The following is a 12,258-nucleotide window of genomic DNA, read 5'->3' as shown; positions in this document are numbered from 1 at the left end:
CGGGACTGATCCGGGCGCAGCGGCTACGGTTTGCTTCGCTGCACCTCCTTCCGCTGTGTTCGACTTCGTCGAACGGTCGCTGCGCTCCCACGCCCGGATCAATCCCTCCACTCAGCCTTCCGACGTCGCCGGTGGATCAAAAGCAAGATCAAAAGCACTCGAGCTTGCGCTCATTGTTGAGTGGGGCGGCTTCGCCGCGGGCAGCTGCGCTGCTTTGCTTTTGCTTTTGTGGGAGCGAGCCTGCTCGCGAAGGCGGCCTGACAGCCGACCTGTTCTTGAGGTTGTACGCGACCAACTGTAGGAGCTGCCGAAGGCTGCGATCTTTTGATTTTGCTTTTCTGTGGGAGTGAGCCTGCTCGCGATGACGGAGGAACATTCAAATTTAATTTGACAGATATACCGCTATCGCGAGCAGGCTCACTCCTACAAGAATTCCGCTTAAACCGTCCATCCGTCGTCTGCCCTGAACCTCTGTCGCGCTGTTTTTTCTACCGGGTAAGTCCCTCAGGAGATACCCGTATGTTCGATCAGCAAAAGAAGGCATCACTGGCGGCATGGCGCAGGATGGCGGAGCAGGCCGAGGGCGATCTCGATCCGGAACAGCAATATGACGAGTTGCTCAAGGCTGCGGATCAGATGGAGGAGCAAGGCCTGATCACCAGTGCCGAATGGCGCCAGTTGGTGCGCGACGCTGGCAATGTTTTTACCCTGAACGAGGAACAGCCACAGCGCTGACAGCTGCCATCGGAGGACATCCCATGCTCAGTTATCTGTTTATCGGCGCCAACGATGTCGAGCGTTCGGCGGCTTTTTACAAGGCGATCCTGACGCCGCTTGGCTATCGGCATGACCGTGAAGAACACTACTGTTTCTACTTGCCCGATTGCGCTGACAAGTCCAACGGGCCCGGGAGTGTGCACATCTCGCAACCGTTCAACGATGAGCCGGCGACACCCGGCAACGGCATGATGCCGGCGTTTCGCGCCGATTCGCGGCATAAGGTCGATCAGGTGCACAAGGCCGGGCTCGACCATGGCGGCAGCGACGAAGGCGCGCCTGGCACGCGCGAAGCCTATACGCCGGACTTTTACGTGGCCTATCTGCGCGATCCTGAAGGCAACAAGCTGGCTGTGTTCTACAGCGGCTGATGGATGGAGCTCGTTGATTCGGCCCTGATGGCCGCCCGCGCCCAGTTCGCGATCACGATCAGCTTTCACATCGTGCTCGCAGGGTTCAGCATCGGTCTGGCGAATTTCCTCATGGTGCTGGAGGCGTTGTGGTTGAGGACCGGGCGCCAGGTTTATCTGGATGTCTATCGCTACTGGCTCAAAGTGTTTGCGCTAAATATCGCAGTGGGCACGGCGTCGGGATTGATTCTGGAGTATCAGTTCGGCCTCAACTGGTCGCGGCTGTCGGTGCAGGCCGGCGATGTCCTTGGTCCGCTGATGTTCTATGAGGTGATGGCGGCGTTTTTCATTGAAGCCGGATTTCTCGGCATCATGCTGTTCGGCCTGAAAAAGGTCGGCCCGCGTCTGCACTTTTTTGCCACATGTGCGGTGGCGGTGGGCTCGCTGATCAGCGCGTTCTGGATTCTTTCCGCCAACTCATGGATGCAAACCCCTGCCGGCTATTCGATTGGCGCCGACGGGCGTTTCCTCGCCGCGGACTGGTGGGCAATCATCTTCAATCCTTCGTTCCCCTATCGCTTGGCGCACATGCTGCTTGCCGTGTTCATCGGCAGCGCGACGCTGATTGCCGGGATCAGCGCCTGGCAATTGCGCCAGGCCCGGGAAAACCCGCGTGCTCGCCTGCAATTCTCCATGGCGCTGTGGGTGATTGCGCTGCTGATGCCGGTGCAGATCGTTGTCGGGGACCTGCATGGCCGGCACAGTTTGCACGCCCAGCCGCAGAAAGTGGCGGCCATCGAAGGTTCATGGACGCGCCCGGCTCAAGGGGCAGGGGAGCCACTGCGCCTGTTCGCATGGCCGGATATGGACGAGCGGCGCAACCACTGGGAAGTCGCCATTCCTCGCATCGGCTCACTCTACCTGCAGCATGACCTGACCAGCACCATCGCCGCGCTTGATGAATTCCCGCCTGAGGACATCCCGCCCGTGGCGCCGGTGTTTTTCGCGTTCCGGCTGATGGTCGGGCTGGGGCTGTTGATGCTTGGGCAGGGTGTGGTCAGCCTGATCCTGCGCCGACGTCATCGCCTGTACACGGCGCGGCGCTGGCTGGGCGCGTGCGTGCTGCTGGCGCCGGCCGGGTTTCTGGCGATGCTCAGCGGCTGGGTCGTCACCGAAGTGGGGCGACAGCCGTTTACCGTTTACGGATTGATGCGCACGGCGGACAGTCTGTCGTCGGTGTCGAGGGCTCAAGTCGTCGGGTCGACGTGGTTGATTCTGCTGTTTTATCTGCTGATCTTCGGCATCGGTCTCTGGGTGTTGCTGCGCCTGTTGCGCGAGCCGCCGCAGGAAGATCAACCCGGGCCGCAGCCCACCCTTGCCGACGAAACCGGGCACTGAGGAGTCGCAGACATGGACACCGACTGGCTGACTCTATTGTGTGCTGCCGCATTGGCGTTCTCGGTGATGAACTACGTGGTGCTCGACGGCACCGATCTGGGCGTCGGCATGCTCATGGGCCTAACAGGTTGCAGTCATCAGCGGCGAGCCATGGCGGTGTCGATTCTGCCGGTGTGGGACGCCAACGAAACCTGGCTGGTGCTCGGCGGCGGCGGGCTGCTGGCGCTGTTTCCGCTGGCGTACGCGATCTTGCTGCCGGCCTTGTACGTGCCTTTTATCGTGATGTTCCTCGCCTTGATCGCGCGGGCCATGGCGCTGGAGTTTCGCGATTACGCACCGAACGAACGACGCAAGCGCATCGTCGACGGCGTGCTGGCGCTGGCTTCGCTGCTGACCGGGTTTGTCCAGGGCATGGTGCTCGGCACTCTCGTGCAAGGCGTTGCGCATCAGGGCGGTCAGTACATTGGCGATGGGCGCGACTGGCTGAATCCGTTCCCTGTGTATTGCGGTTTGGTGCTGGTGCTCGGTTACGTCTGGCTGGGGACGTGCTGGCTGTACTGGCGCACCCTTGATGAATTGCAGCAGCACTCGGCCCGCCAGGCCCGCGTGCTGTCCCTTGTCACCGTGGCGTTATTACTGGTGCTGATTGCATGGACGGCGACGTTGCAGCCGCAATACGCCCGGCGGCTTGCCGAAATTCGACTGTGGTTGCCGGCAGGGGTCATCCTCTGTGCTCTGGGATGGGTATTCAGCAAAGGCTTTTACAGCCGCTTCGACTTCATCCCGCTGTTCGCCGCACTGGGCGTTTTCGTGCTGGCTTTCGCGGTGATGCTGGTCGCGCTGTATCCATTCATCATTCCGCCGGATCTGACTTTGAGCGAAGCAGCCTCAAGCCCCACCAGCCAGATCTTCATGCTGGTCGGATTCGCCGTGCTGATCCCCATCACGCTGGCCTACAACACCTTCGGTTTCCGCGTGTTCAGCGGCAAAGTGCGCGTTGTCAGCGATGGCTGAGATTCACGTCACCCGACCTTTTTTGCTCACCAGCGACAGTCGCGAAGCTCGTAGCAGATCAGCAAAAGCCGCCTTGTCGATCGGCCGACTCATAAAATAACCCTGCACCTCGTTGCATTGATCTTTACCGAGAATGGCCAGTTGCTCCTCGGTCTCGACGCCTTCGGCCGTCACCGTCAGCCCCATGGCTTTGCCCAGACCGATGATCGCTTGCACCACGGCACGGTCGTTGGTGCCGCTGCTGATCGAGGCGATAAAGCGTTTGTCGATCTTGATCCCGTCGAATGGATAGGCGCGTAGGTAACCGAGCGACGAATAACCGGTGCCGAAGTCGTCCATGTTCAGACGCACGCCGAGCTCCTTCAGCTGATTCATGGTGGTCAGCGCGCCGTCGGTGTCATTGAGCATCACGTTCTCGGTGATCTCCAGCTCCAGACGGCTGGCCGGGAAACGCGTATCCACCAGCACTTCACGAACATCCTCGACGACATCGCTGAGGGCGAACTGCGCAGGCGAAAGGTTGACCGACAGCAGAATGTCATGGGGCCATTCCAGCGCGGTTTCGCAGGCTTCGCGCAGCACCCAGCGGCCCAGCGGTACGATCAGGTCGGTCTGCTCGGCCAGCGGAATGAACACGTCCGGCCCGAGCAGGCCCTGGGTCGGATGCTGCCAGCGCACCAGCGCCTCCACCGAGACGATGTGTTTGCCGTCGACCTTGTAGCGCGGCTGATAGTGCAAGACGAATTCGTTGTGTTTTAGCGCATGGCGCAGGTCATCTTCCATTTGCCGGCGCGTCTGGATCTGGTCGCTCATGTGCGCTTCGAAGTAGCACCAAGTGTTCTTGCCGTCGGATTTGGCTTGATACAGCGCGATGTCGGCGTAGCGGATCAGATCGCTGGCGACGAAACCGTGTCGACGACTCAGGGCGATGCCGACACTGGCGCCGATATGCAGCGGATGCTGTTCGTAGAGGATCGGCTGATGCAGGCTGCCGATCAGCCGTGTGCAGAATTTGTCGATCTCGTTATGGCTGTCCATGCCATTGAGCACCACGACGAATTCATCACCACCGAGGCGGGCGACGAGGTCGTGCTCGCGGGTGCATTCGCGCAGGCGCGTGGCGACTTCCTGGAGGACCGCGTCACCGGCAGGATGGCCGAGGGAATCGTTGATCGGTTTGAAGTTGTCCAGATCGATCATCAGCAGCGACAGCGGCGGCGCGTGTTCCTTCAATACCAGGACGTCGTCGAGATAACGCGCCAGTTTGTTGCGGTTGGGCAGGCCGGTCAGGGCGTCATGCATCGACAGGTGCTGGATCTGCGCATGGGCGGCGACTTCGTCGGTGATATCGCTGGCAGTGCCGCGATAGCCGACGACGCTGTCCTTGTCGAAAATCGGCCGCGCCGAGAGCCGGCAGTGGCGTGGCTGCCCGGAGTGATCGCGATAAGTGCAGCGCAAATCGCCGGCGCTGTTTTCTTCGCTGAGTTTGCGCAGCCACAGCTCCAGTGGCGTGGTGTCGCAAGTCAGTAATTCGCCGATGTCCTGGCCCAGCCACAGGGCTTGCGGGTAGCCGGTGACTTCGCTGAAGCGCGCCGACAGATAGGTCAGCGCCAACTGATCATCAACTTCCCAGATCCAGTCCGACGCCGCTTCGGCCACGGCGCGAAAGCGTTCTTCACTGGCTTCGAGCGCATGATTGGCGGCTTCCAGGGCCTGATTCGAGGCCTGCATGGCATGGATACTGTTGTCGACGTATTGCGATGAGCGCAGGGCGTGGCGGAAGAAGTATGCCGTCAGCAGCATCAGCACCAGAAACGTCGCGCCGAGCGGTGGCACCAGCGTCCATAGCAATTGCTGACCGGGTCGTTGCAGGTCGGCGACCAGGCTGTAGCCGGTGCTGTCGAGCGGCACGCTTGGATGGCCTTTTTCAATGGTGTCGTCCGGGACCAGGGTCAGGTTCGTCAGGCCATAACCGCTGCCGATCTTGCGCAGTTTGGTCGGGGTCAGCTTGTCGACGAACACCAGCACCGAGGTGTTTCTCAGTTCATCCAGCGGGCGCTCGTCGTTGGGAATGATCGCGGCAGCGGTGATCAACGCCGGCCAGCCTTCGAACAATGAATAGCGGCTGATCGGCTTGGTCAGATCAGGCTGGCTCAGCACCTGCTCGACCAACGCCGAGGCGGGCGCTTGCAGTACGCTGGATACGTCGGTTTCAACCATCTGCCCGCGAATCACCGCGTACTTGGTGCGATTGCGATCAAGGACGAACACGCCGTCGTAGCCGTCGCTGGTGAACAGGGTCTTGCCCATGTTCTGTTCGGTGTAGGCCCAGTTGACGTCGATCGGCCCGCTCAAGGCCTCATAGGCGCGGGTCCAGTAGGCATAACTGGTGATGTAGTTTTTCGACGCGGTGATGCGGTTTTCCACGGCGCGCACGGAATAGAACTGGTTCTGTTCCAGATCCTTCGCGTCAAGGGTATTGGCGATGCCAAGCAGGGTGCTGATCGCGGCGATGACACCCGCAACGAACAGTGCGCCAACGGCGATGGCCAGGCGCCGGGTCACGGCGCGTTGCGGGGTGGGGATTGGCTGCGCAGGGAGAGTAACGGCCATGTGCTCGTCCTTGATCCGGTGTCTTCTGAATCTAGAACAATGGCGAGCGCACAATGTTCAGATTGTTGTTATTGGTATCGCCTGGATTTTTTCAAAGTGTAGCGAATCCGTTGGAATTTCCAGCAGCGCCGGCCAGCGGCGAATCCCGAAAGGGCGAGACTTCCCGCACAAAAACCGGATAATGGCCGCCATTCGTTTAGCCGTATTCTGGTAATCCCGCATGGAAATCAAGGTCAACTTTCTCGACAACCTTCGACTTGAAGCCAAGTTCGACGACTTCACGGTGATCGCCGATCAGCCCATTCGCTACAAGGGCGATGGCTCGGCACCGGGGCCGTTCGACTACTTCCTGGCGTCGTCGGCCTTGTGCGCGGCTTACTTCGTCAAGCTGTACTGCGACACGCGCAACATCCCGACAGAGAACATTCGCCTGTCGCAGAACAACATCGTCGACCCGGAAAACCGCTACAACCAGATCTTCAAGATTCAGGTCGAACTGCCCGCCGACATCTCGGACAAGGATCGCCAGGGCATCCTCCGTTCCATCGACCGCTGCACGGTAAAGAAGGTGGTGCAGACCGGCCCTGAGTTCATCATCGAAGAAGTCGACAACCTCGACGCCGATGCCCAGGCCTTGTTGATGCCGCAGTCCGATTCCCAGGCAGGCACCTACATCGCCGGCAAGGACCTGCCGCTGGAACAGACCATCGCCAACATGTCGAAGATCCTTGCCGATCTCGGCATGAAGATCGAAATCGCCTCGTGGCGCAACATCGTGCCCAACGTCTGGTCGCTGCACATTCGCGATGCGCATTCGCCGATGTGCTTCACCAACGGCAAGGGCGCGACCAAGGAAGGCGCACTGGCGTCGGCGCTGGGCGAGTTCATCGAGCGCCTCAATTGCAACTTCTTCTATAACGACCAGTTCTGGGGCGAAGACATCGCCAACGCCGAATTCGTCCATTATCCGGACGAGAAATGGTTCAAGCCGGGTCCGAAAGACGAATTGCCTAGCGAAATTCTCGACGACTACACCCTCGGCATTTACAACCGCGACGGCGAACTGCGTGGCTCGCACCTGTACGACACCAACTCCGGCAACACCCAGCGCGGCATCTGCTCGCTGCCGTTCGTGCGCCAGTCGGATGGTGAAGTGGTGTACTTCCCGTCCAACCTGATCGAAAACCTCTACCTGAGCAACGGCATGAGCGCCGGCAACACCTTGGCCGAAGCGCAGGTGCAGTGCCTGTCGGAAATTTTCGAGCGCGCAGTCAAACGCGAAATCCTCGAAGGCGAAATGGCCCTGCCGGACGTACCGCAAGAGGTACTGGAGAAATACCCGAGCATCCTCGCCGGCATCAAGGGCCTGGAAGAGCAGGGCTTCCCGGTGCTGGTCAAGGACGCCTCGCTGGGCGGTGAATTCCCGGTGATGTGCGTGACCCTGATGAACCCGCGCACTGGCGGCGTCTTCGCCTCGTTCGGCGCGCACCCGAGCCTGGAAGTCGCGCTGGAACGCAGCCTGACCGAATTGCTCCAGGGCCGCAGCTTCGAAGGCCTCAATGACTTGCCGCAGCCGACGTTCTCGGGGCAGGCAGTGACCGAGCCGAACAACTTCGTCGAGCACTTCATCGATTCCAGCGGTGTGGTGTCGTGGCGCTTCTTCAGCGCCAAACCAGACTTCGAATTCGTCGAGTGGGACTTCTCAGGCCAAGGCGAAAACTCCAATGCCGAAGAAGCCGCGACCCTGTTCGGCATCCTCGAAGACATGGGCAAGGAAGTCTACATGGCGGTCTACGAGCACATCGGCGCCAAGGCCTGCCGCATCCTCGTGCCGGATTACTCGGAGATCTACCCGATCGAAGACCTGATCTGGGACAACACCAACAAAGCCCTGCAATTCCGCGCCGACATCCTCAACCTGCACAATCTCAGCAAAGTCGGCCTGCGCAACCTCGTTCAGGGGCTGGAGCGCAGCGAGCAGGACGATTACACCGATATCACCACACTGATCGGCATCGAGTTCGATGACAACACACCGTGGGGCAAGTTGACGATTCTGGAACTGCGCCTGTTGATCTACCTCGCGCTGCAGAAGTTTGACGAGGCCAAGGATCTGGTCGAGGCATTCCTGCAATACAACGACAACACCGTTGAGCGTGGCTTGTTCTATCAAGCGGTCAATGTGGTGCTGGAGATGGAGCTGGACGAGGATCTCGAGCTGGAAGACTACGAGGCCAACTTCCGCCGGATGTTTGGTGACGAGCGTATGGATGCGGCGATTGGTTCGGTCAATGGCAGCGTACGGTTCTATGGCCTGACACCGACGAGCATGAAGCTGGAAGGGTTGGATCGGCATTTGCGCTTGATCGAGAGCTATAAAAAGCTGCATGCGGTGCGCGCTGGTGTGGCGGCGTTGTCGCGCTGAAGAGCTGGCTACGAACGTTTCGCTTTCGGCTTGAGTGTGGCTGCGTGGCTTGAACCGCAGCCCCTCACCCCAGCCCTCTCCCGAGGGAGAGGGAGCCGATTTTCAAGCTTTTCAGAATTTGTGTTCGACTCGGTTTTCCAGGTCGGCCTATTTCCACCAGACACTGCGGTCAGTTCCCTCTCCCTTTGGGAGAGGGCTAGGGTGAGGGGCTTTGGCTTTCGCGGCCATGCGCTGCATCCGCCAACTGTCCCGTATCCACCCGCACAAACACCGAATCACCCACTGCCGTGAGCACTTCCCCCGCATACACCTCGCAAATCACCCGGGTCTTGCGCCCGACTTCACCTTCGACCCGTGCACGCAAGAGCAGCGGTACGCCCATCGGCGTTGGCTTGATGAACTTGATCCCAAGGTTACCGGTGACGCAGTCGATGCGCGGCAGGCTGCCGGCTTCGCGGTTTTCTGCGCGGTAGTGCCAGGCCATGGCGGTCCAGTTGGAGTGACAGTCGACGAGCATGGCAATCAGCCCGCCGTAAACCAGATCCGGCCAGCCGCAATATTGAGCGTCGGGCAGATGCTCGGCGATGACGTGGCTGCCGTCCTCATCCCAACGACTTTTCACGTGCAGGCCTTGCGGATTGCGGCCGCCGCAGCCGTAACAAACGCCTTCGGGGGCGGCGAGGTCTTGCAGCGGGGTGGCGTGGCTGGACATGGCTGGGGTCATCCTGGAGTGGCGAGGCCGGACAGGCGCAAGCGGTTGCGGCCGCCGCGTTTGGACTCGTAGAGCGCGGCGTCGCCAAGTTCGATCAGCGCCGCCAGACTGGCCGGCGGTTTGTCGAACAGGGTGGCGCCGATGCTCAAAGTCACCGCAGCGGACGTGGGATAGGTGTGCGACGCCAAGGCCAGAAACTGTTCGCGCAAGGCATTGCCCAGTTCAAGGATAGCTTCGGCTGAGGCGTTGTTGAGCAACATCAGAAACTCATCGCCACCCAGCCGCGCCGTCAGCGCATGGGGCGGCAGCTGGGCGCGGATCATCTCGCTCAGGGCAATCAGCAAGCGATCACCGGCGATATGCCCGTACTGGTCGTTGACCAGTTTGAAGTTGTCGATATCGATCAACAGCAACGCACCCGGTCTTTGCGCTGAGACACCGGCCAACAGGCGTGGCGTGCGTTTTTCCAGGGCGCGGCGGTTGTAGAGGGCCGTGAGCGGATCGCGCTCGGCGAGGCGGGCGATTTGCTTTTCCCGGCGATAACGCTCGGTGCCGGTCATCGACAGGGCGATCAACATGATCGCCATCGCGCCTTCGACCAGCGAGATCTGAATGATCTCGCCACGAAACGCCGCCAGATCGATCAGCGTGCCGGGGATCACCACGGTCAGGGCCTTGGCCACATAAAAGATGCCGTGGCCGAGCAGCACATAGCGCAGTTGCACCGCGCCAACGCTCAACGACTTGCCGTGTGGACGCAGCAGCGAACTGGCCTTGAGTGTCGGGATCGCCACCAGCAGCGAGTTGGCCACCAGCATGGCCTTGGACCACAGCGGGCCGTCCGGCAACATCAACATGATCAGCCACGTCGCGAAAATCAGGTACCACGCCGGCGACAGTCGGGTCTGGGTGAAGCGCGCCACACCGAGCAGGAAAAAGAAGTGCGCGGTCACCAGCAGGCCGTTGGCGAACCAGATGCCCAGCAGCAGAAAACCGCTGCTGCGCAGCAGAGCGAGGGTGGAACCGATGGTGATGGTGGCGAAACCGGCGCTCCAGAACAGTAGCGAAGGCTCACGGATGCTGCGCCACTCGACCGCCAGGTACAGCGCGGCAGCGGCTGCGAGGGCGATCGTGATGGTCAGCATCGTTGGCGGGTCGAGCGGCATTTCCGGGCAGGCCTGTCTGTATGGCAATAGGCCTGCGATTGTAAGCGTTTGGTCAGGTTTTTCGCAGGGGGCGTGTTGCCGGGCAGACCACTGGCGCTCCAGCGGTCACTCTTGCGGGCTTAGCCAGGTGTCTACCACGCGGCGATCGAGCTCTTCCCAATAGGCCATGCCCAGCACCCGCGTGGTGTTGAGCCCGCGCAGGTAACCGCGCAGTTGCTGGGCAGTGTCGCGGATCAGTTGCGCATCGCGGCTGTTTTTGTCCAGCAGGATGCTTTCGTACTGCATCAGGTATTCGGCTACGCGGTCGCGATATTCGGGCAGCACGGTGTCACGGATCAGATCAAACGTTCTCAAGGCGAGACCCTCATCATTTTTCTTGAATGTGCTCAGTGTGCATCAGTCTGCGCGACGCGCAACTATTGCTGGAAGTAATAGTGACCATCAAGAAACGCAAGTTCTGCTTTGCCGGCGATCGGCGGAAAATCGCCTCCATCGAAGACGCAGCTCAAGGAAATTGCGCGATGAACATTCTGACTCGACTGGCAATGATCGCCCTGCTGATGGGCGGGGTAGTTACCGCACCGGCTTACGCAGACGACGCCCGGTCGTGTCACCTGCAACCCATCGCTGCCAGCGCCTCGGCGTTGCAGCACACGCAGACCGTGGGTGTGTTGTTGAGCGAGAACACGTTGCAGAACCTGCAATACCTGGAGCGCTACCACGACATGGCGCTGAACGGTGCGAAAGACGCACTGGACTCGCGAATCCGCGACGCCTTTGTCGGCAGCTCCGACCCGGAACTGGCCCTCGACTGGCTGGTGAGTTCGCTGCAACAGCAGTTCGTCTCGGTGACCGTCTACGACAACCTCGATGCGCTGGTTCAGGCCCATCCGGACGTGGTGGTCAAGCTCGACACGTTCAACCGCTTGCTGACTCAGCGCAACAGTTTGGTCGAGGCGCGCTTCTCTGCACGGTTCTACGACGCCGATCTGCAGTACATCGGCAAGGCCGAGGGGGCGATCGAGCAAGAGTTGCCTTCGGTGTGGGTGCACAACCAGGCGGCGCCGCAGATCGCCGCGCAGATCAATCAGCAACGTGACCTGCAACTCAATGCGCTGAAGCAATTCGATGTGTCGCTCAAGGCCCTGGTGGCGTCGAGCTGATTCTTAAAACGTAAATGGCAACGGCGGCGCCGTGAAGTCGAACCGTTGCCGGTTGAACCGGACCTTTATTTTTCAGGATTTACTCCATGCGTACTTTATTCGTGCCAGCCATGGCTTTTGTTTCCCTGTTGCTCGCCGGTTGCGCTTCGGCGCCGAACGATCCGACCCTGACCTTGCAGACCAGCAAGACGCCGGCGCAGTACGCCGATTGCGTGGTGCCGAAGTTGCAGGACAGTGCGTTGAATCCGACGGTTTCGCAGAGTCAGCGCAGTTATCGGATTGTGGTGCCGAGCAAGGTCTCGGCGGATAACGTGCTGGAGGCGTACAAGGCGGGGAAGGGCGGCAAGGTGTTCATTTATGAACGGCATTTGCTGGCGTCGAATTTGTTGCCTTCGAGTTTTGAGCGGGCGGCTCAGGAGTGTATTTGATCTGAGCGCTTGACGGGTTTTGACAGAGCTCCTTTGGTTGGCCGCAACCAACCAATTTTTTCGCCCCACACTGGTTTTCGGTTGTGGGGCTTTTTTTTGGGACTTGGCGGCCTTTGGGCCGACCATGCTTCGGGGTTTTTGGGTGTATATCCTTTTTTGGTGGTGTTGCGGCTGGCGGTTTCGCCCTTACGGCGAGGCACTTTTTCCAGACG

The 12,258-nt window shown here is 60.3% G+C and carries 12 protein-coding genes; 7 read left to right on the top strand and 5 right to left on the bottom strand.

Annotated features, from left to right (window positions below; translation table 11 throughout):
• Positions 1-519 precede the first annotated feature (519 nt).
• Genes ACYSTU_RS26940 through cydB form a run of 4 tightly spaced genes read left to right on the top strand, consistent with a single transcriptional unit; the run spans position 520 to position 3,539 of the window.
• Positions 520-735 (top strand): hypothetical protein, encoded by a 216-nt coding sequence (locus ACYSTU_RS26940; RefSeq protein ID WP_016774424.1) that lies wholly within the window; start codon positions 520-522, stop codon positions 733-735.
• 23 nt (positions 736-758) lie between these two features.
• Positions 759-1,148, top strand: a complete 390-nt coding sequence (locus ACYSTU_RS26935) for a VOC family protein (RefSeq protein ID WP_281881051.1) — start codon at positions 759-761, stop codon at positions 1,146-1,148.
• Between the two features lie 3 nt (positions 1,149-1,151).
• Positions 1,152-2,525, top strand: coding sequence for a cytochrome ubiquinol oxidase subunit I (locus ACYSTU_RS26930; protein ID WP_499002740.1), 1,374 nt, complete (start codon positions 1,152-1,154; stop codon positions 2,523-2,525).
• Between the two features lie 12 nt (positions 2,526-2,537).
• Complete coding sequence (gene cydB, locus ACYSTU_RS26925; protein WP_499002738.1) at positions 2,538-3,539, top strand: cytochrome d ubiquinol oxidase subunit II; 1,002 nt, start codon at positions 2,538-2,540, stop codon at positions 3,537-3,539.
• 3 nt (positions 3,540-3,542) lie between these two features.
• Here the strand turns inward: cydB and ACYSTU_RS26920 are convergent, their stop codons facing one another.
• On the bottom strand, positions 3,543-6,152 hold the full coding sequence (locus ACYSTU_RS26920) for a bifunctional diguanylate cyclase/phosphodiesterase (RefSeq protein ID WP_499002735.1): 2,610 nt from the start codon (positions 6,150-6,152) through the stop codon (positions 3,543-3,545).
• Between the two features lie 220 nt (positions 6,153-6,372).
• Here ACYSTU_RS26920 and ACYSTU_RS26915 point away from each other — a divergent pair, with 220 nt between their 5' ends.
• On the top strand, positions 6,373-8,577 hold the full coding sequence (locus ACYSTU_RS26915; RefSeq protein ID WP_499002733.1) for an OsmC domain/YcaO domain-containing protein: 2,205 nt from the start codon (positions 6,373-6,375) through the stop codon (positions 8,575-8,577).
• Positions 8,578-8,773: 196 nt separating this feature from the next.
• On the opposite strand, the gene ACYSTU_RS26910 is transcribed toward ACYSTU_RS26915, so the two are convergent.
• From ACYSTU_RS26910 to ACYSTU_RS26900, 3 genes are all read right to left on the bottom strand, one after another.
• A complete protein-coding gene (locus ACYSTU_RS26910) occupies positions 8,774-9,289 on the bottom strand; it encodes a PaaI family thioesterase (RefSeq protein WP_016774430.1) in 516 nt (171 codons plus the stop codon).
• Between the two features lie 8 nt (positions 9,290-9,297).
• Positions 9,298-10,455 carry a GGDEF domain-containing protein gene (locus ACYSTU_RS26905; RefSeq protein ID WP_073474876.1) on the bottom strand — a complete coding sequence of 386 codons (1,158 nt, stop codon included), beginning with the start codon at positions 10,453-10,455 and terminating at the stop codon, positions 9,298-9,300.
• A gap of 105 nt (positions 10,456-10,560) precedes the next feature.
• Positions 10,561-10,809 (bottom strand): hypothetical protein, encoded by a 249-nt coding sequence (locus ACYSTU_RS26900; protein WP_024012689.1) that lies wholly within the window; start codon positions 10,807-10,809, stop codon positions 10,561-10,563.
• A 167-nt stretch (positions 10,810-10,976) separates the two neighbouring features.
• Here ACYSTU_RS26900 and ACYSTU_RS26895 point away from each other — a divergent pair, with 167 nt between their 5' ends.
• Positions 10,977-11,618: a class II glutamine amidotransferase gene (locus ACYSTU_RS26895; protein WP_051600691.1), complete on the top strand. Its 642-nt coding sequence runs from the start codon at positions 10,977-10,979 to the stop codon at positions 11,616-11,618.
• An 86-nt stretch (positions 11,619-11,704) separates the two neighbouring features.
• A complete protein-coding gene (locus ACYSTU_RS26890) occupies positions 11,705-12,046 on the top strand; it encodes a hypothetical protein (RefSeq protein ID WP_024012691.1) in 342 nt (113 codons plus the stop codon).
• Here ACYSTU_RS26890 and ACYSTU_RS26885 read toward each other — a convergent pair.
• Positions 12,031-12,258: hypothetical protein (locus tag ACYSTU_RS26885; RefSeq protein ID WP_499002728.1), on the bottom strand; the 228-nt coding region annotated here is incomplete at its 5' end. The two genes, ACYSTU_RS26890 and ACYSTU_RS26885, sit on opposite strands and share 16 nt — an antisense overlap.

Source organism: Pseudomonas glycinis (assembly GCF_054871425.1).
This window is presented reverse-complemented; position numbering and strand designations above follow the sequence as displayed.

Excerpts from the sequence above, each read along its gene's own strand:
- ACYSTU_RS26890 (WP_024012691.1), top strand. The coding sequence starts at position 11,705 with ATGCGTACTTTATTCGTGCCAGCCATGGCTTTTGTTTCCCTGTTGCTC.
- ACYSTU_RS26935 (WP_281881051.1), top strand. The coding sequence starts at position 759 with ATGCTCAGTTATCTGTTTATCGGCGCCAACGATGTCGAGCGTTCGGCG.
- cydB (WP_499002738.1), top strand. The coding sequence starts at position 2,538 with ATGGACACCGACTGGCTGACTCTATTGTGTGCTGCCGCATTGGCGTTC.
- ACYSTU_RS26910 (WP_016774430.1), bottom strand. The coding sequence starts at position 9,289 with ATGTCCAGCCACGCCACCCCGCTGCAAGACCTCGCCGCCCCCGAAGGC.
- ACYSTU_RS26940 (WP_016774424.1), top strand. The coding sequence starts at position 520 with ATGTTCGATCAGCAAAAGAAGGCATCACTGGCGGCATGGCGCAGGATG.
- ACYSTU_RS26905 (WP_073474876.1), bottom strand. The coding sequence starts at position 10,455 with ATGCCGCTCGACCCGCCAACGATGCTGACCATCACGATCGCCCTCGCA.
- ACYSTU_RS26895 (WP_051600691.1), top strand. The coding sequence starts at position 10,977 with ATGAACATTCTGACTCGACTGGCAATGATCGCCCTGCTGATGGGCGGG.
- ACYSTU_RS26915 (WP_499002733.1), top strand. The coding sequence starts at position 6,373 with ATGGAAATCAAGGTCAACTTTCTCGACAACCTTCGACTTGAAGCCAAG.
- ACYSTU_RS26930 (WP_499002740.1), top strand. The coding sequence starts at position 1,152 with ATGGAGCTCGTTGATTCGGCCCTGATGGCCGCCCGCGCCCAGTTCGCG.
- ACYSTU_RS26920 (WP_499002735.1), bottom strand. The coding sequence starts at position 6,152 with ATGGCCGTTACTCTCCCTGCGCAGCCAATCCCCACCCCGCAACGCGCC.